Below are 17,980 nucleotides of genomic sequence, written 5' to 3'. Positions count from 1 at the left end.
CCCCCCACTCCGCGGGCGCGGGGGGGGGGCCCGCCCCCGCCCCGGCAACATCAACCGCAGCTGGCGCGCTCGATGCGGTTCTGCTCGTCCACGCGCACGGTAACCCGGTCCTGGCGGAAATCCATCGTCACCGCCATGCCCGGCTTCACCACGCGTGCGTTGCGCGCGCCGCTGTCGGCCACCAGCTTCTTGATCGTGGCCTCGTCGGCCGTCTTGCCGGTGAAGGCCTCCAGTGCCTCCGGACGGCATTCGTGCGGGCCTTCGGCGCCCTTGGCCGGCAGGGTGCCGGTGTCGGCGGTGCTGTTGGCACCGGCATGGCTGCAGGCCGCGAGCGGCAGGATGCTGGCCAGCAGCAACAGGGTTGTACGGCGCATGGGCACGGCTCCGGTGAAGGGACAGCGGGCAGTGTCGCCGCTGCGCGTGCCAGTGGTGTCAACGCCGCCTGAACCCGCGCGCGCTCAGGGCTGCACCAGCGCCAGCGTCTCGCGCTCGCGCTGTTCCTCGCGGATCAGACGCTGCAGCAGCAGGGCCAGGGTCACCACGTCCTGGTGGTTGTGGTCGGCCACGCGGCGCAGGTTCACTGCATCGCCGCCGCGCAGGTAGCGCAGCCACGCCGCGGGTGCTTCCGAACCGGGCAGGTCATCCTCGCGCACCACGCGCAGCAGCTGGCGCTCGATGGTGGACAGCTTGCAGTTCTCCCAGCTGCCGCGATAACGGCGGCGGGTGGGATAGAGCAGGTCGACGTGATCCAGCGCGGTGATAGGGCAGCGCTGCCGGGCCAGCCGGTAACGCGCCTTCAGCAGCGGCGCATCGTAGCTGCGGCCGTTGTAGCTGCAGAACACGGTGGACGGCTGCAGCCAGCTGGCGAAAGTGGCCAGCATCGCGTCTTCAGCGGCCATGGTGGACATCAGCAGCTGGCGGATGCGCAGGCCCTCGCCGCGCTGCGGGCAGGCATGCCAGTCGGCCGCGCCGATCATGAAGGCGCGGGTGCCGGTGCCACCGGCCAGGCCGGTGGTTTCGGTATCGAAGAACAGCAGGTCGTGCGCGGCCACGTGTTCGCCATCGCGGCGCGCGAAATCCAGTGACAGTGGCTGCGAGGGAATCGCCTGCGGCTGCAGCGACTCGATCAGGAACAGGCCCGGTGCGATTTCTTCGCCGGGCAGTCGCCGGTCCTGCGCGCTGGCGCGCACCGGGGCGGCGCTACCGCGCGTGCGCAGGCCGAGCAGCCGATGCAGGCCGCCTACCTCCGGCCGCCGCAGTGCGGGCGGTGCCGCTGCAGGTGCTGCCGCGCCGGTCGGCTTGTGGCGGATCTCCTGCTCGACCCAGGCGAACACCGAGCGCTCGGCGGCGGGCTGCCGCGCGTCGTTGGCGGCTACCGGAGCAGATGCCGTGGGCGGCGGCTCGGGCGCGGCCGGGGCGCTCGCCTTCGGGTCGCCGGCCTGCTTCCGCAGCAGGCGCAGCTTGTCCAGGCTCAGGCTCACGGTGCCAGCAGCTCCATCGGGTCGCGCGGGGTCACCACCACGTCGCGTACGTGCTGGCAGGCTTCGGCGTCAAACAGGTCGAGCACGCGCAGCGCCAGCGCACGCGGCGAGGTTTCATCTTCTTCCTGCGCGGCCAGCACGGGGCCGACGCAGGCCGGGCAGCCGGCCTTGCAGTCGCAGCGCTGCACCAGTTCGCGCGCGCGCTGCACCAGCTCGGCCTGGCGCTGCCACAACGGCTCGCTGAGGCCGACGCCGCCGGGGAAGTTGTCGTACAGGTACACCGTCGGCACGAACTCCTGCAGCAGCTCGACGATGCCCGGATCACCCTCGCCGCCGCGCAGCTGGCCGCGACCGGTCTGGTCGGCGATCGCGAACCAGGAACCGTCGCCGTTGCCGACCGATTTCTGCAGGTCGCGCGCATCGGCCATCACCGCCACGGTGGCGACGATGTGCAGTGCGTAGGCGGCACCGAGGAAACCATCCAGCGCATCCTGCTTGCTGGCGAACGCGCGCAGCAGCAATGCCTGCGGCAGCTGCCACCACACCGCAGTGGTATGCAGTTCCTGGTCGGGCAGGTTCACCGGGCCGTAGCCGATGTTCTCGTGCGTGTAGTAGCGGATCTTCTTGTAGCCGGCCACGCGGCGCACGACGTGGACTTCGCCATGGTGCGAGTCGCCACGGCCGGCCACCCCGCCGTCGAAGCGGTCCAGCACCTTGAGCTTGGTGAAGTCGATGCTGTCGGTGTAGTAGTCCACGTGGGTACGCGTGACGTAGGCCTTGCGGCCTTCCCAGTCCAGCGTTTCCACCTGGTATGGGGTGGACTGCACCATGTGGATCGCGCCCTCGTACAAGGTGAGCGCGGCCGCGGAATAGTCGACCTCGGCGATGATCTGCTGGCGGCCGTCGCTGCGGTCGACCACCACGAAGTTGCCATCGGCCACCGCGCGCAGGCTGACCGCGTTGGCCGGATAGCTGTCGGCGATCCATTCCCAGCGCTCGCCTTCGCGATGGATGACTTCGGTCTCGGCCAGCGCCTCCAGGAACACTTCCGGATCGATCGGGCCGAAGCCATCACCCACCCGGAACGGCAGTTCGAAGGCCGCGCAGCGGATGTGGTCGAACAGGATCAGCGGCTGGTCCGGTGCGATGCGCGCGTGTTCGGGCGAGGCCTCGGCGAAGAAATCCGGATGCCGCACCACGTACTGGTCCAGCGGCTGCGAGCTGGCCACCATCACCCCCAGCGCGGGCTGCTGGCGGCGACCGGCGCGGCCGAAGCGCTGCCAGGTGGCGGCCACGCTGCCGGGGTAGCCGTTGAGGATCACCACGTCCAGGCTGCCGATGTCCACGCCCAGTTCCAGCGCCGAGGTGCTGACGATGCCGTCGATGTTGCCCGCGCGCATCGCACGCTCGGTCTCGCGGCGTTCGGTGGGCAGGTAACCGCCGCGGTAGGCGCGGATGCGCGGCGGCTTGCGCGGATCGTGGTCGAAGATGTCCTTCAGGTACTTGGTCAGCACTTCCACCATCAGCCGGGTCTGCGCGAACACCAGCGTCTTCAGCCCGGACTTGATCGCGATGCGGGCGATGCGGTTGCTCTGTGATCGCGCCGAGGCACGCAGGCCCAGGTCCGGGTTGATCACCGGCGGGTTCCACAGCAGCACCTGCTTGGGCCCGCTGGGCGCGCCGGATTCGGTGATGGCGGTGACCGGCGCCTCGATCAGTGCTTCGGCATGCGCCTGCGGGTTGCCGATGGTGGCCGAGCACAGGATGAACTGCGGTTGCACGCCGTAGAACGCGCAGATGCGCTTGAGCCGGCGCAGCACGTTGGTGACGTGGCTGCCGAACACGCCGCGGTAGGTGTGCACTTCGTCGATGACGATGTAGCGCAGGTTCTCGAAGAACTGCGCCCACTTGGTGTGGTGGGGCAGGATGGCCTGGTGCAGCATGTCCGGGTTGGAGACCACGATGTCGCCGTGCAGGCGGATGGCCTGGCGGGCATCGCCCGGCGTGTCGCCATCGAAGGTGAAGGCCTTCACGCCGAGGTCGCCGGCGCGGTTGAGCTCCAGCAGCTCGGCCACCTGGTCCTGGGCCAGCGCCTTGGTCGGGAACAGGTACAGCGCCTTGGCCTTGTCCTGCATGGCCGCGCTGACCACCGGCAGGGTGTAGCACAGCGACTTGCCGCTGGCGGTGGGGGTGACAATGGCCACGTGCTCGCCGCGCTGGCTGGCCTCCCACGCTTCCGCCTGGTGGCTGTAGAGCTGCTCGATGCCGCGTGCCTTCAGCGCTGCAGCCAGGGCCGGCGGCACCGAACCGGGCAGCGGCGCATAGCGGCCCTCGCGGCCGGGAATGGCGAAGCTGCCGGTGATGCGGTCGTGGTAGCGGCGCTGCAGGCGCGCACTGAGCAGGGCGCCATCGCGTGCGGGCAGGCCGTCGCGGGTGGCGAGCTTCTGCTCGGCGTCGGCAGTGCGCTTGGCGAGTTCGTAGGCCATGGAAGGTGAAGCCGGGACGGTTTGCGAGGGGTCACATGGCACCACAGATGGGTCTCAGGGTGTGAGACCGCGTGCCGGGATGCAGTGAATCATTCAGTGCGGCGGCACGACACCGCTGGCTGAATGCCGGCAGCGCAGGCAACGAAATCTGAAGCCGTGATGCGTATCCTCGAGGATTGCACGCAACAGGCAGGGCGATGGCTGTGGCACGACGGGAACTGCAGGGAGCACTTCTGGCCGGCATGATGCTGGCCGCCACGGCGCAGGCGCAGCAGGCCACGCCGGTGGTCGAGCCCGCTGCGCAATCGCCGTTGCCTGCGCCGCCGCAGGGCGATGTCACCACCCTCGGCGAAGTGCGCGCGATCAAGCCCGAAGATGACGAGCCGCTGGATCTGTACCGCTTCAAGAACCCGGTGAAGTTCGGTGACAACCGTTTCAGCCGCGACTGGAGCGAGCCGCCGTCGCCCGAACAGGTGAGCATGGGCGGTGGCTACATCATGATGGGCGTGGTGAAAGGCCTGACTGCCGCTGGCAAAGGCCTGAACAAGCTGACCGGTGGCCCGGACCAGATCCAGTCCGCCATTGCACGGCCACCGCCGGAACTGACCGCTGAGCAGCAGCGCCGTGCACAGCAGTTCTGCGAGCAGCAGGAAGGCTGCGATCCCCCGGCCGGGAAGTAGGCGCTATCCTGCCGCCTTTCCTTTCGAGGCTGCCTGGATGCTGCTGCGTTCCCTTCTCCTGCTTGCCACGCTGAGCCCGCTGGCTGCGGCGGCCAGCGACCTGGCCGACGGTGGCTCCTGCCGCAACGGCCTGTTCCCGTCCGCGCAGTCTGGTTTCGCGCTGGCCAGGGTGGTGGGCACGCAGCGCCTGTACCTGCTGGGCGACATGGACGGCTGCCCGGCCAAGGGCGAACCGGCCTGCCGCCAGCGCAGCTACGTGGTGAGCGGCGATACCGTGGTGACCGGCCGTGACCTGGGCGCGTACCGCTGCGCGTTCTATCCAAACAAGGTGGGCGGCAGCGCCGGTTGGGTCGACCGCAGCAAGCTGCAGCTGTTGCCGGTGGCAACGCCGTCGCTGCAGGACTGGGCCGGTGACTGGAAGGATGGCGACAACGGCCTGCGCATCTCGGTGCGTGGCGGCCAGCTGCATGTCGAAGGTGATGCCTACTGGCCCTCGGCCAACCCCACGCCGGAACAGCGGCCGTATGGCCCGAACATGGGCCAGGTGGAAGCGCAGGCGACGCCGCGTGGCAGCCAGGTGGATTTCGTCGAGGACAGCTGCACGGTGCACGCCCAGGTACTGGGCGACGTGCTGGTGGTGTCCGACAACAGCGAATGCGGTGGCATGAACGTGCGGTTCGACGGCGTGTACCGGCGTACCGGGGCGCGGTGAGGGATGGGGTCAGAGCCCTTTCGCGTGCGAAAGGGATCCGACCCCGCCGGGATCAGTAGATCCACGCCATGCGTGGATGCCTTGTGGGTGGGGCTCAGCGCCGCCGCTCCAGCCACCACAGCAGCGACACGCACAGCACGAACGCCAGCCACCACGGCCAGCGTGGGCCCGGCACCGGCTGCATCGCCGCAGCACCCGCAGGCGTGGCTGTTGCCAGCGCCTGCGTGGTTGCATCGATCATCGCCTGCCGATGCAGCAGCGCTGCCTCATCCGCGTCGAACACATAGCGCCAGACGGTCGCCTCGCCATGCTGCAGGCGTTGCCAGCCTGCGGCACGCGGCCACCAGCCGGCGCAGCGCAGCGACGCTGTCGCGCCATCGACCACCAGCGGCACGCCCGCGCCCTTCGCATCGAACGCCTGCAGCGGCGCCTGCACGCCGCACAGGGCCTGCCGCTCTCCGGCCCAGGCAATCGCCTGCGCTGACCACAGTGCATCCGCGCTGGCCTGCGCGCGTGCCAGCGTGGCGACCACACCGCTCCAGAGTTCGCCGTGGCGATCATCGCGACCGGCCAGCACCCAGCGCCAGCTGTCGGTGACCGGCAGCAGGCCGATGCGGCCCTTGCCGACGCTGCGCCAGCCACCGAGTGCCTTGCCCGCGCGGTCGTGCAGCAGCGTGCTGCCATCGGTGGGCTGTAGTGCCAGCACCTCCAGCGTGGGCAGGGCGGCGCTGTGCGAGCTGCGGTCGGCCGATTCGCCGTCGGCGCTGGGCAGGGTGGTCGAGCCCAGCGGGCCACGCCGCGCGGCAAGCATCGTGCTCTCACCATCGGCGGGCAGATCAGCCACGTGGCTGCTGCCATCGCCCTGCACCGGCAGACCGAGATCGCGCAGGCGCTGGCGCGCGCTGGCCGAGGGTGCACCGGCGCTGCGCACCAGCACACCAAGGCCATCGCGCAGTGCCTGGCGCACTGCAGTCAGCTGGCCCGCGCTCAAACCTGCCAGGCTGCGTTCGTCCAGCAGCAGCAGATCGCTGCGCGCCAGCGCGGCGGCATCCAGCGGCACCGCGCCATCGCCCACGCTGAGGCCCGCGCCGGTGTCGGCCTGCACCTGCACGCGCAGGCCGGCATCGGTGGCCCAGCGGCGCAGGTACTTCAGTTCCGGCCCGGGCGCGCTGGCACGCACCAGCAGGCGCAGCGGTGCCGCCGCCAGCGTCTGCTGCGGCACCGGCACGCTGTCCAGCACGTGCGACTGCGCGTCGAGCAGGCGTAGATGGAACACGCTGCGGCCGGGCGCGCGGGCGATGCCACTGAGCTGCACGCGGCCATCGGCGGCCAGGTCCGCGCGATCAACCACGGTGTCGGCCGGGTCCAGCAGTTCGGCGCGGCCAGCGCTGATGCCGTGCGCCTGCGCGTGCACCTCGAAGCGCGCACCGGGCGCTGCGTCGGCCGGCGGCTGCAGCGCAATCCAGCCGCGCGACGCAGGCGGCGCCTGCCACTGCACGTGCGCCGGCAGCACGGTGTCGCGGTCACGCGCGGCCAGGCCGGCGCCGACCAGGGTCAGCGTGGAGGCCGGGTGCTGGCGCAGCGCTGTGGCCAGATCAGGTACGCGCTGGCCGCCCGGCACATCCGCCGCTTCCGGCAACAGCAGCAGCGGGCCATCACTGGCAGGCAATGCGCCGGCAGCGGCGGCGTCGGCAGTGAGCACGACCAGACCGCCCGCAGGCCGCTGCTGGCTGGGCGGCTGCAGGCAGAAATACAGCATCACGGCGGTGATGGCCTGCAGCGCCAGGCGTGCCGCGCGGCGGCCGCGATGCGCGGTGGGCGCGCGCAGCTGCAGCGCGCTGGCGATGACGACGATCGCCGCCAGGGCCACGGCCAGCCACAGGTTCAATGCAGGGGCGTTCATGGCTGTGCCTCCAGCGCATCGAGGTAGCGCTGGCCCATTGCATCGGTGGCGGTGCGCCGCATCACCTGCGGCAACGGACGCTGCAGGGCGCGCCACAGCTGCGCGCGCAGGCGCTGGCGGCAGTCGCTGCAATCCGGCTCGATGCGCAGCTGTTCAATGGCGGCGGCCAGGTCGAGGGCGTCGGGCAGGAAGGCGGCATGGCGCTGCTGCCAGCCGGCCAAAGCGTCCAGGTCGGGCGTGCCGTCACCGTCGCCCAGCTGCTGCCAGGCCTCGACGATGGCCGGGTCCGGCGCTGTGCGTGCGGCCAGCGGCAGCTCGCGGCTGGCCAGTCCCGTGCGGTCGCCGCCGAGGCGGCGGCCTTCGTCGATGGGCGGCAGTTCGGGGCCGACGCGGGCCAGGTAGATGCGCTCGGCCTGCTGCACCTGCTTGATGAAGCCCAGCGCCTTGTGGGCGAACGGCAGCGCCTGCTCGGGCCGGCCCTGGCGCAGCTCGCCTTCGGCCGACCACATCTGGTCCAGCGCGGCCTTCAGCGTGGCGCGGGTCTGCGGGTCGAGCAGGGTGGCGGCCTCGGCGTGGTCGTGGGTGTGGCCGTACTCGGACAGCACGTCGGTGGCGCTGCCGAACACCGGCGGCGTGCCGGCATTGCCGCCGGTGCCGCCGTGGTCGTGGCCATGCGCATCATGGCCATCGTCCTGCGCGTGCTGATGTTCGTCGTCATGTTCGTGCGAATCGGCTGCGGGCGTATCGCTGGTGGGCAGGTCGCTGGTCGGGGGCGGCTGTGGCGCGCCCTCGCTTTCTTCGCCCAGAAACTGGCCGTAGCGCAGGCGCAGGATGCGCTGGTCGACGCCGATCGCATCGCTGCGCTTGATGAAGTCATCGGCGGCCAGGCTGCGGCGTTGGCGGATCAGCGCTTCGGCATCGATGATGATCTGCCGCTGGCTGCGGAAATACGCCGGCAGGGTCTTCTTGATACGCCCTTCCAGCTCCGCACCGAGCGCGACTTCGGTGGTCGGCAGGCGCAGGATCACGCTGCTGCTGCGCCCGGTCTGCGCGCTGGGGGCGTGGTTGTCGCGCACTTCCAGCTGGGCGATCACATCGTTGCCGGGCTGCGCGCCCAGCGCTGCCAGGTCGAGCGTGTGGGCGAAGCGTCGCGTGGTGGGCTCGCCGCTGCCGGTGAGGGTGACGCTGCGCTGGACGAAGGTGATGTTCTCGCCGCTGCCCTGGGTGGTGGTGATCGACAGCTTTGCCTGCGCGGCCACGCCGTAGTCATCGCTGGCTTCGAAGCGCAGCGTCCATTGCCGCTGCCCGGGCGTGCCCAGCACCAGGCTGGCGGCCGGCTCCAGCACGCGCACGCTGGGCGCGCGGTCGGCCACCACATCCAGCCGGTACAGGCGGGTGCTGGCCAGCGCCGGCTCGCTCACCACGCGGTACAGCACCGGCGTGCGGGCCACGTCCTGCGCCTGCCAATGGCCATCGTGCTCGCGCAGCGGCAGCCGGCGACCATCGTGGAACTGCAGCCATGCGCTGCTGGGCGCACGGTCGAACCGCAGTGACCACGACAGCCGGCTGTCCGCGGCCACCTTGGCATCCAGCGCGTTCTGGGTGCGCGTGGCCGGCCCGGTGTAGGCCGGTGCATCGATCTGCAGGCGGGTTGATTGCAGCTGCAGCGGGCCGGCGGCCGCAGTGGGCGCCGTTGCCGTGGCACTGCTGCCTGCTGGCATGCCCGTGCTGCGCGGCCAGCCCAGTGCGAGCAGGGCGATGGCCAGGCCGCCGGCCCAGCACAGCGCCAGTGCGACGCGCGGCCAGCGCGGTCGCAGGTCCGGCATCGTGCGTTCCAGCGTGGCCAGCACATGCGCGCGCTGGCGCTGCTGCAACGGGTTGAGGCGGGCGACATCGGCGAACAGTAGATCGGCGCTGTCCTCGCTGCGGCCGCTACCATCGAGCTGGCGCTGCAGCCAGCGCGGGTCCATCTGCCGCGCCCGCGCCACTGCCACGCCCGCGCAGGCAAGCAGGGCCAGCATGGCGACCATGCAGGCGGCATCGAAGCCGGCCAGCCGCAGGGCCAGCGCGGTGGCGGCCATTGCCCACGGCAGCCCGAGCAGCAGGGTGATGCTGGCGCGGCGGCGTCGTGCGCGTTGCCAGGTGCGTTGCAGCGAGGTCATGCCGGCCTCCGCGCGCTGCGGCTGGCCATCCCGCGTTCCAGCGCGAACAGCAGCACGATGGCCATCAACAGCCAAGGCATGGGTTCACGCGGTGCAGCAGCGCTGGCGGGCAGGACCGCCTGCTGCGGTGCCTGGTCCTGCGCATCGGCCACGCGCGCGGGCGGCGGCGGTTGCAGGGCCATCAACAGGGACTGCGGCAAACGTGCATCACGCAGCGCGGCGTTGTGGGTGGCGTCCCACTCGCCGGGCAGCGACAGCAGGCGGCCCTGGCCGACGCGCTGCTGCCACAGCAGCGGCGCGCCCTCGGCGGTGCGCAGGCGCACGCTGGCGCCCTGCGCAGGTGCGGCCGCGGTGAGGACGCTGCCGCCGTCGCGCAGCCAGGCCTGCCAGGCAGGCGGCAATGCACCGGTACCGCTCCACACCGCAATCTCGCCGCGTGCGGGCAGCGTCTCGGCAGGCAGCTCGGCGGGTGCAGGCTGGATGCTCCACGCACGCTGCAGGGCGCTGATCCATTGCCGCGCGCTGGCCGGTGCGTCGGCATGCACGCGCAGGCGTGGCGGGGCCACGGTGGCCTGTGTGCTGGCGGGGGCCGCAGGGTGCGCCTGCCACTGCACGGGTCGCGACAGCTGCAGGCGTGCGCCATCCAGGCCCGGCAGCGGGTCGGGCACATGCACGGTCAGTGCGGTGCCGGTGGGCAGCTGCGCGTCCAGCTCGCGCAGCAGGCTGGCCAGCGGCGCAGCCACGCCGGGCGCCGGCTGGTCGACGGACGGGAAGCCGGGCGCCAGCCAGTGCCAGTGGCCTGCTTCGCTGCTGCCGCGCAGTGCGCGGGCATCCAGGCCGGGGGCCACCACCGTCCACGCGCCGGGGGGCGGTGCGCTGCCGGTCAGCGCCGGGCGCGCCAGCAGCAGCGCCAGTGCAGCCAGCAACAGCAGGCGTACCAGCAGCAGCGGCCAATCATCGAAACGGATGCGCTGGCGCGGGCGGACCTGCGCGCGCAGCCAGCGCAGTGCGGCGAAATCCAGCGGCGTATACGGATGGCGCCGGGCCAGGTGGATCAGCAGTGGCAGCAGCCATGCGGCCAGCGCCGCCAGGCCCAGCGGGAACAGCAGCGTCATGCGCCGCCCCCGCGGCCGAACACCACCTGCAGTGGCTGGTCCAACGGCTGGTCGAGCCAACCGGTGGCGCTGGCGATGCCGCTGGCCTGCAGGCGCGACTGCAGGGCGCTGTGTGCGGCAGCGAAGCGCAGCAGGTAGTCGGCGCGGATCGCGGCGCCATCGCCCAGCAGTTCCTCGCCGGTTTCCGGATCGCGGAAGCGGTGGCCGGCATCGAACGGGAAATCACGCTCGTCGGCGCCCAGCACCTGCAGCAGCATCACCTCGCGGCGTGCGCTGGCCAGCTGTTCCAGCAGCACGATGCTGGCCTCATCAAAGCCATCGCCGATGGCCAGCAGCAGATCGCCGGGGCGAACGCGCTCCCACAGCGGGCGCAGGCGGTCGGCCGCCGGCCAGCCACCGCGCGCCTGCAGGGCATGCAGCTGCAGGTGCACACGATCACGCTGGCGTGCGCCGTTGCCGGCCGGTACCAGTTGCAGGCCATCGCCGTTGACCGCCAGCAGGCCGAAACGATCACCCTGCTGCAGGGCCAGTTCGACCACGCAGGCGGCGAGCCCGCGCATGTGGTCCAGGCGGGTGCGCTGCGGCGCCGCGCGGTCGGCCTGGCCGGCCGAGGCGGTGGCGTCCAGCAGCAGCCAGACGGTGATCGGGCTCTCGCGTTCGGATTCGCGCACGAAGAAGCGGTCCGAGCGGGCGTACAGCTTCCAGTCGATCTGGCGTAGTTCGTCACCCGGCTCGTAAGCGCGGTACTGCGCGAACTCCAGGCCGGCACCGCGGCTGCGGCTGGCGTGCTGGCCGATGCCGCCTGCGCCACTGGCCAGGCGCGGCCGCAGCCGCAGCGTGCGCAGGCGCGCGCGCAGTTCCGGTGGCAGGGTCAGCGGCGTGCCGGTGCTCACGTGTGCTTCAACCCGGGAACGGCACGGCCTGCAGCAGGGCGGCGACCACGTCGTCGGCCCGCTTCTGTTCGGCTTCGGCGGCGAAGGACAGCAGCAGGCGATGGCGCATCACCGGTGCAGCCAGTGCCTGCACATCCTCGCGGGTGGCGGCGAAGCGGCCCTGCAGCAACGCGCGTGCCTTCGCCGCGAGCACCAGCGACTGCCCGGCGCGCGGGCCAGCGCCCCACTTCACCCACTGGTTGATGGCGGCCGGTGCGCCGTCGCCGGGACGGCTGGCGCGCACCAGGCGGGTGATCCAGGCCAGCACATCGGGGCTGACATGCACCTGGCGCACGGCGGCCTGCAGCGCGATCACCGCTTCGGCGTCCATCACTTTCGGTACGGCATCGGTGGCGCCGCCCGTGGTCTGCTCGATGATGCGGCGCTCTTCGTCTTCGCTCGGGTAATCCACCAGCACGTGCAGCAGGAAACGGTCCAGCTGCGCTTCCGGCAGCGGGTAGGTACCGGCCTGTTCGATCGGGTTCTGCGTGGCCAGCACGAAGAACGGCGCGGGCAGTTCGCGCGTGGTGCCTGCGTGGCTGACCGTGCGTTCCTGCATCGCTTCCAGCAGTGCGGCCTGGGTCTTGGGCGGGGTGCGGTTCAGTTCGTCGGCCAGCAGCAGGTTCGTGAAGATCGGGCCCTGCTGGAAGCGGAAGTGGCGATGGCCGGTGCCGTGCTCTTCTTCCAGCAGCTCGGTGCCGAGGATGTCGCTGGGCATCAGGTCGGGAGTGAACTGCACGCGCCGGAACTGCAGCTCCAGCGCCTGCCCGAGCGAGCGCACCAGCAGGGTCTTGCCCAGGCCAGGCGCACCTTCCAGCAGGCAGTGGCCGCCGGCCAGCAGGCCGATCAGCAGCTGCTCGACCACCGTGTGCTGGCCGACCACCGCATGCGCGAGCGCCGCGCGCAGCTCATCCAGGCGCGGCAGCAGGGAATCGAGGTCGGGGGTGGTCATGGTCGTGCAGGTCCTGTCAGTTGTTCAGCGCGTACATCACGATGTTGACGCCGAAACGGGTGTTGTCTTCGGCAAGGAAACGCTTGTTGCGCCAGTCGTAGTCCCACTCGCAGCCGTAGTCCTTGTTGCTGTAGAGCAGGCCCAGGCGGCCATCGACATCGATGCCCTTCAGGTAGTCGTGCACCAGGTCGTCGCCCCAGCCGTTGAGCTCGAAGCCGGTGGCGGGCGGGCCATCGGGAAAGCGGAAGAAGCTGCGGTACAGCGCATGGGTGTTGGGCAGCTTCTGCAGGGCTTTCGGCCCGAACAGGCGGCCCATCTGCGCCTCGAACGAGGTGGCGAACAGGCCGTCGATGTCGTGGTTGCAGTCATCGACGAAGACGAAGCCGCCGTTGCGTACGTAACGCACGAAGTTCTGCCGCTCGGCGGCATTGAACTCCACCAGCGTGTGCCCGGCCAGGTAGCAGAACGGCGCTTCCAGCATGCGCGGGTCGGCCAGGGCCACCACGTGTTCCTGCGGGTCCACGCGCAGCGAGGTGTAGTCGATCAGCGAGGTGATCAGGTTGGACGGCATGCGCGCATCCACGTCCCAATCGCCGGAGTCGTACTGCAGGCGGGTGAACCAGAAGTCGTAGCGCGAACTGCGCGGGCCTGCCTGCGCGAAAGCGGGCAGCGCCGCCGCCGAAGCGGCAGCGGCCAGCCAGCGCAGGCAGGCCCGGCGATCCATCAGACCGCGTCGGACAGCGAGGTGAAGGTGAAATCGCGCAGCTTCATCGGCGGGATCATCATCACGAAGCTGGATTCATCACCGGCCACGCGCACCGGCCGGCCCAGTTCCTCGATGTTGTTGAGCATGATCACCGGCGATTCGTTGAAGCGGAAGTTCTTCACCGGGTGCTTGATCTGGCCGTTCTCGATGTAGAAGGTGCCATCGCGGGTGAGGCCGGTCAGCAGCACGGTCTGCGGGTCGACCATGCGGATGTACCAGGTGCGGGTGACCAGGATGCCCTTCTGGGTGCCGCGCACCAGGTCGGCCGTGCTCTTGTCGCCGCCGCTCATCAGCAGGTTGCCCGGCGTGGCCTTGGCGGTCTTGCCCTGCTTCTGCGCCCAGAAGCGCGAGTAGTCCAGGTTGGCGATCTTTCCGTTCTCGATGATGGCCATGCGCTCGCGCGGCATGCCTTCGCCATCCCACGGCAGCACCGGTGCCTCGGCATGCCACGGGTCGGCATACATGCTCACGCGCGGGTCGTAGACCTGCTCGCCCAGCTTGTTGCCGCCCCCCTTCTTCGACAAGAAGCTGCGGCCTTCATCGGCCGAGCGTGCGCTGAAGAAGTTCATCATGAAGCTGATCAGGCCTGCGGCCGCCGCCGGCTCCAGGATCACCGTGTACTTGCCCGGTTCCAGCGCTTTGGCTTCGGCCGATTCGGTGGCCTTGCGCATGGCGATGCGGATGTCCTGGTCGGCCTTGAAGTCCGCCGCATCCTTCAGGTTGCGGCCGACCCAGCCCGAACCGCGGCCATCTTCGGTACGCACGGTGCAGGTGTAGTCGAAGCTGGTGGTGCGCTGGTAGGCGAAGTTGCCGTTGCTGTTGGCGGTGGCCTGGAACCCCTGGCCATCTTCGAGGAAACCAGCAGCGATCAGGCCGTTGCCCCGGCACGGCGCAATGGAATCGGCGGCGACCTTGGCGCGGAACGCCGGATCAATCGCGGCGGTGGATTCGCTGAAGGTCGGGCTGGGACGGTAGCTCTGCTTGCCGATGGCGGGCATGAACTCCGGATTCTCCGGGGCCAGGCGGGCCAGGTCCTCGGCGCGGCGTACCACGCGTTCCAGCGCGGCATCGTCGAACTCGTTGATCGAGGCGGTGCCCACGCGCTTGCCGAAGGCCACGGTGACGGCCAGCTCGGTGTTGTCGACGATGCCGCTGGTGGAGACGTTGTTCAGCGCGAAACGGATGTTGCCGCTGATGGAACCGGCCAGCACGGCGGTGCACTCATCGGCCTTGGACAGGGCGATGACCTTGTCGAGGATGGCCTTGGCCTGGGCTTCGGTGAAGATACTCATGGTGTAAGGGCTCCTGACCGGTCAGCCGAGGCTGCGTGCGGTGTTGATGACGTTGATGCCGTTGAAGCGCGCGGTGGACGAACCGTGCGAGACCGCCGAGACCTGGCCCGGCTGGCCCTTGCCGTCGAAGAACGAACCGCCCAGGCGGTAGTCGCGTTCGTCGGCCACGGCGGTGCAGGCGTTCCAGAACTCCGGCGTGCGGATCTGGTAGGCCACGTCCTCCAGCATGCGGGTGATCTGGCCGTTCTTGATCTCGTAGAACAGCTGGCCACCGAACTGCGCGTTGTAGCGCTGCTGGTCGATGGAGAACGAACCGTCGCCGATGATGTAGATGCCGTTCTCGACGTCCTTGATCATGTCCGGAACGCTGAGCGGGGTCTTGCCCGGCGCCATCGATACGTTGGCCATGCGCTGGAACTGCACGCTGGACCAGGAATCGGCGTAGCAGCAGCCATCGGACTCGGTCTTGCCGAGGATGTGGGCCTGGTCGCGGATGGTCTGGTAATCCACCAGCTTGCCGTTGCTGATCAGGTCCCAGCGCTTGCACTTGACGCCTTCATCGTCGTACGCGACCGCGCCGAGGCTGCCCGGCTGGGTCTTGTCGGCGAAAATGTTGACGTGCTCGCTGCCGTACTGGAAGTGCTGCTCGCGCTTGTCCAGCGTGGCGAAGCTGGTGCCGGCGTAGTTGGCTTCGTAGCCGAGCACGCGGTCCAGTTCCAGCGGGTGGCCGATCGATTCGTGGATGGTCAGCCAGGTGTGCGACGGATCTAGGACCAGGTCGTACTTGCCCGGCTTCACCGACGGTGCCTTCAGCTTCTCCTGTGCCTGCTTCGCCGCAGCGATGGCATCTTCCTTCATGTCGTAGGACGAGCCGTAGTTCACCACGCCATTGGGGGTGAGCACCTTGCCGGCGGCGGCGCCATCCAGGTACTCATAGCCCAGGCCCATCGGTGCGGACAGCCCTTCACGGGTGCGGAACTTGCCGCTGGCCTTGTCGATGGCGGTGACCGTCATCGGCGCCCAGATGCGGTGCACGTCCTGGTCGATGTAGGAGCCATCGGTGGAGGCGAAGTACTTCTGCTCGTTGACCAGGAACAGCATCGAATTGACGAAGCTGGCACCGGCGCCCATCGCGGCGGCGTTGACGTCCAGCAGCAGGTCGACCTTTTCCTTGATCGGCACGTCCATGGCGTTCTTGCGGATCGGCGTGCGCCAGCTCACTTCGCCCACGCCCGGCGCCTTGGCCAGCTGCACCGGTGCGGTCTGCACGCCGGCGTTGGCCTTGGCGATGGCAGCGGCCTGCTGCGCGGCACGGGCCACGTCGGCGGTGCCCAGCGCATTGGTGGCAGCAAAGCCCCAGGCGCCGTTGACGATCACGCGGATGCCGACGCCGGTGGACTCGGTGTTCACCACGTTCTGCACCTTGTCCTCGCGGGTGATGACGAACTGCCGCAGGTAGCGGCCGATGCGCACATCGCAGTAGGTGGCACCGGCGCTGCGAGCGGCCTGCAGCGCGGCGTCGGCCAGGCGCTTCTTCAGCCCCAGGTCCAGGCTGGACTGCAGCTGCTCGGCGGCGATGGCCTTGCCGAAGAACGACGGCACGATCAGGCCGCCCGCGGTAAGCCCGGTAAGGGCGAGGAAGTCACGTCTCTGCAAGGCAGCTCTCCACGTCGAAGGATGGGACGACTCAGGCGCCGAGACTGCGCGCGGTGTTGATGATGTTGATGCCGTTGAAGCGGGTGGTGGACGACCCGTGCGAGACCGCCGATACCTGCGCGGGCTGGCCCTTGCCGTCGAAGAAGGAACCGCCGAGGCGGAAATCGCGCTGGTCGCAGATCGCGGTGCAGGCGTTCCAGAACTCCGGCGTGCGGATCTGGTAGGCCGCGTCCTCGACCATGCCGGCGATCTTCCCGTCCTTGATCTGGTAGTACAGCTGGCCGCCGAACTGCGCGTTGTAGCGCTGCTGGTCGATGGAATAGGAACCGCGGCCGTGGATCCAGATGCCGTTCTCCACGTCCTTGATCATGTCGTCCACGCTCAGCGGCGCCTTGCCCGGCGCCAGCGAGACATTGGCCATGCGTTGGAACTGCACGCTGGACCAGGAATCGGCATAGCTGCAGCCATGCGAGGCGTCGCGGCCAAGGATGTGGGCCTCATCGCGGGTCGCCTGGTAATCGACCAGCACGCCATCGCGCACCAGATCCCAGCGCTGTGTCTTCACCCCTTCATCGTCGTAGCCGACCGCACCGAGGCTGCCCGGCTGGGTCTTGTCGGCGAAGAAGGTGACGAGGTCGCTGCCCCAGCGGAAACCGGCATCGCGCTTGTCCAGCGTGGCGAAGCTGGTCCCGGCGTAGTTGGCTTCGTAGCCCAGCACGCGGTCCAGCTCCAGCGGGTGGCCGACGTTCTCGTGGATGGTCAGGAACAGGTTGGACGGGTCCAGCACCAGGTCGTACTTGCCGGGCTTCACCGAGGGCGCCTTCAGTTTCTCGCGCGCATGGCGGGCGGCGGCGATGGCGTCCTCCACCGGATCATAGGAATCGCGGTAGGCGGTGATGCCGCCGGGCAGCTGCACCTTGCCGCGCGCATCGCCGTCGAGGAACTCATAGCCCATGCCCATCGGCGAGGACAGGCCCGCGCGGGTGCGGAACTTGCCGCTGGCCTTGTCGATGGCGGTGGCGGTGAACGGCAGCCAGATGCGGTGGATGTCCTGGTCGATGAAGGAGCCGTCGCTGGAGGCGAAGTACTTCTGTTCGTTGACCAGGAACAGGGTGGAATTGATGAAGTCGGCGCCGGCATCGAGCGCGGCGCTGTTGAGCGCCAGCAGCAGTTCGATCTTGTCCTGGATCGGCACTTCCATGGCATTTTTGCGTACCGGTGTCTGCCAGCGCACCTCGCCGACCGGTGGCGTCGGCGCCAGCTGCACCGGCCGGGTCTGGATGCCGGCATTGGCGCGGGCGATGGCCGTGGCCTGCTCGACCGCGCCGCGCACGCCCGCCTCGGTCTGCTGGTGGGTGGCGGCGAAGCCCCAGGCGCCGTTGACCAGAACCCGCACGCCCACGCCGGACGACTCGCGGTTGGTCACGTTGCCGACCTGGTGTTCGCGGGTGATGACCGACTGGTTGAGGTAGCGGCCGATGCGTACGTCGCAGTAGCTGGCCTTGGCGGTGCGTGCGGCGGCGAGGGCGACCTCGGCCAGCCGCCGGCGCTGCGCGGTATCCACGGGCGCAAGCAGCTGCTCGGCCGCGATCAGCCGCGAATGCGGCAGCACCAGGCCCGCCAGGCCCAGACCGGAATAAGCCAGGAACTCACGTCGTTGCACAGCGTCTCTCTCTCTCTTCTTACGACCGTGCGGAGGGCAAAGGGCCGCTCCGATCACGTCAACTGCTCGACTTTCGCCAGCGCGGGGCAATCGGGCAAGTGACTGCAGTCATGGTAGGGGAGGGTTTCGGCAGGGCTTGCAGCCCTGCACCTGCGGTAGTGCCGGCCGCTGGCCGGCAAC

Annotated in this window: 14 protein-coding genes; 2 read left to right on the top strand and 12 right to left on the bottom strand. The window is 69.7% G+C overall.

Features of this window, described 5'->3' with window-relative positions:
- Positions 1 to 50: 50 nt before the first annotated feature.
- The 3 genes from IAE41_RS18575 to IAE41_RS18565 all read right to left on the bottom strand — a co-directional run bounded on the left by IAE41_RS18575 (position 51) and on the right by IAE41_RS18565 (position 3,967).
- The gene (locus IAE41_RS18575; protein ID WP_079224609.1) at positions 51 to 374 is read right to left on the bottom strand and encodes an I78 family peptidase inhibitor; all 324 of its coding nucleotides are present in this window, start codon (positions 372 to 374) and stop codon (positions 51 to 53) included.
- 84 nt (positions 375 to 458) lie between these two features.
- Positions 459 to 1,481, bottom strand: a complete 1,023-nt coding sequence (locus IAE41_RS18570) for a ribonuclease H-like domain-containing protein (RefSeq protein WP_200734118.1) — start codon at positions 1,479 to 1,481, stop codon at positions 459 to 461.
- Complete coding sequence (locus IAE41_RS18565; RefSeq protein ID WP_200734117.1) at positions 1,478 to 3,967, bottom strand: DEAD/DEAH box helicase; 2,490 nt, start codon at positions 3,965 to 3,967, stop codon at positions 1,478 to 1,480. The genes IAE41_RS18570 and IAE41_RS18565 overlap by 4 nt, the downstream gene beginning before the upstream one ends.
- A 197-nt stretch (positions 3,968 to 4,164) precedes the next feature.
- Here IAE41_RS18565 and IAE41_RS18560 point away from each other — a divergent pair, with 197 nt between their 5' ends.
- On the top strand, positions 4,165 to 4,647 hold the full coding sequence (locus tag IAE41_RS18560) for a hypothetical protein (protein WP_200734116.1): 483 nt from the start codon (positions 4,165 to 4,167) through the stop codon (positions 4,645 to 4,647).
- A 37-nt stretch (positions 4,648 to 4,684) separates the two neighbouring features.
- Positions 4,685 to 5,359 carry a hypothetical protein gene (locus IAE41_RS18555; RefSeq protein WP_200734115.1) on the top strand — a complete coding sequence of 225 codons (675 nt, stop codon included), beginning with the start codon at positions 4,685 to 4,687 and terminating at the stop codon, positions 5,357 to 5,359.
- A gap of 94 nt (positions 5,360 to 5,453) precedes the next feature.
- On the opposite strand, the gene IAE41_RS18550 is transcribed toward IAE41_RS18555, so the two are convergent.
- Genes IAE41_RS18550 through IAE41_RS18510 form a run of 9 tightly spaced genes read right to left on the bottom strand, consistent with a single transcriptional unit; the run spans position 5,454 to position 17,800 of the window.
- Positions 5,454 to 7,262: a hypothetical protein gene (locus tag IAE41_RS18550; RefSeq protein ID WP_200734114.1), complete on the bottom strand. Its 1,809-nt coding sequence runs from the start codon at positions 7,260 to 7,262 to the stop codon at positions 5,454 to 5,456.
- Positions 7,259 to 9,424, bottom strand: a complete 2,166-nt coding sequence (locus tag IAE41_RS18545) for a hypothetical protein (RefSeq protein WP_200734113.1) — start codon at positions 9,422 to 9,424, stop codon at positions 7,259 to 7,261. The genes IAE41_RS18550 and IAE41_RS18545 overlap by 4 nt, the downstream gene beginning before the upstream one ends.
- Positions 9,421 to 10,539 carry a BatA domain-containing protein gene (locus IAE41_RS18540; RefSeq protein WP_200734112.1) on the bottom strand — a complete coding sequence of 373 codons (1,119 nt, stop codon included), beginning with the start codon at positions 10,537 to 10,539 and terminating at the stop codon, positions 9,421 to 9,423. The genes IAE41_RS18545 and IAE41_RS18540 overlap by 4 nt, the downstream gene beginning before the upstream one ends.
- A complete protein-coding gene (locus IAE41_RS18535) occupies positions 10,536 to 11,432 on the bottom strand; it encodes a DUF58 domain-containing protein (protein WP_200734111.1) in 897 nt (298 codons plus the stop codon). The genes IAE41_RS18540 and IAE41_RS18535 overlap by 4 nt, the downstream gene beginning before the upstream one ends.
- Before the next feature lie 7 nt (positions 11,433 to 11,439).
- Positions 11,440 to 12,423 (bottom strand): MoxR family ATPase, encoded by a 984-nt coding sequence (locus IAE41_RS18530; RefSeq protein ID WP_200734110.1) that lies wholly within the window; start codon positions 12,421 to 12,423, stop codon positions 11,440 to 11,442.
- Positions 12,424 to 12,439: 16 nt separating this feature from the next.
- Positions 12,440 to 13,147, bottom strand: a complete 708-nt coding sequence (locus tag IAE41_RS18525; protein WP_200734109.1) for a DUF4159 domain-containing protein — start codon at positions 13,145 to 13,147, stop codon at positions 12,440 to 12,442.
- A complete protein-coding gene (locus tag IAE41_RS18520; protein WP_108745645.1) occupies positions 13,147 to 14,481 on the bottom strand; it encodes a TldD/PmbA family protein in 1,335 nt (444 codons plus the stop codon). The genes IAE41_RS18525 and IAE41_RS18520 overlap by 1 nt, the downstream gene beginning before the upstream one ends.
- 21 nt (positions 14,482 to 14,502) lie before the next feature.
- Entirely contained in the window at positions 14,503 to 16,137 is a 1,635-nt protein-coding gene (locus IAE41_RS18515) for a TldD/PmbA family protein (RefSeq protein WP_079224631.1), read from the bottom strand.
- 31 nt (positions 16,138 to 16,168) lie between these two features.
- Complete coding sequence (locus IAE41_RS18510) at positions 16,169 to 17,800, bottom strand: TldD/PmbA family protein (protein WP_200734108.1); 1,632 nt, start codon at positions 17,798 to 17,800, stop codon at positions 16,169 to 16,171.
- Positions 17,801 to 17,980 lie beyond the last annotated feature (180 nt).

Origin of the sequence: Stenotrophomonas sp. S39 (genome assembly GCF_016624665.1) — a bacterium.
Lineage (GTDB): Bacteria > Pseudomonadota > Gammaproteobacteria > Xanthomonadales > Xanthomonadaceae > Stenotrophomonas.
Note: the sequence above shows the minus strand (reverse complement) of the source record. Positions and strands in the feature narration are given on the sequence as shown.

Bases quoted from the DNA above. Each gene is read 5' to 3' on its own strand.
- IAE41_RS18575 (WP_079224609.1), bottom strand. From the start codon at position 374: ATGCGCCGTACAACCCTGTTGCTGCTGGCCAGCATCCTGCCGCTCGCG.
- IAE41_RS18565 (WP_200734117.1), bottom strand. From the start codon at position 3,967: ATGGCCTACGAACTCGCCAAGCGCACTGCCGACGCCGAGCAGAAGCTC.
- IAE41_RS18560 (WP_200734116.1), top strand. From the start codon at position 4,165: ATGGCTGTGGCACGACGGGAACTGCAGGGAGCACTTCTGGCCGGCATG.
- IAE41_RS18555 (WP_200734115.1), top strand. From the start codon at position 4,685: ATGCTGCTGCGTTCCCTTCTCCTGCTTGCCACGCTGAGCCCGCTGGCT.
- IAE41_RS18550 (WP_200734114.1), bottom strand. From the start codon at position 7,262: ATGAACGCCCCTGCATTGAACCTGTGGCTGGCCGTGGCCCTGGCGGCG.
- IAE41_RS18545 (WP_200734113.1), bottom strand. From the start codon at position 9,424: ATGACCTCGCTGCAACGCACCTGGCAACGCGCACGACGCCGCCGCGCC.
- IAE41_RS18540 (WP_200734112.1), bottom strand. From the start codon at position 10,539: ATGACGCTGCTGTTCCCGCTGGGCCTGGCGGCGCTGGCCGCATGGCTG.
- IAE41_RS18530 (WP_200734110.1), bottom strand. From the start codon at position 12,423: ATGACCACCCCCGACCTCGATTCCCTGCTGCCGCGCCTGGATGAGCTG.
- IAE41_RS18525 (WP_200734109.1), bottom strand. From the start codon at position 13,147: ATGGATCGCCGGGCCTGCCTGCGCTGGCTGGCCGCTGCCGCTTCGGCG.
- IAE41_RS18520 (WP_108745645.1), bottom strand. From the start codon at position 14,481: ATGAGTATCTTCACCGAAGCCCAGGCCAAGGCCATCCTCGACAAGGTC.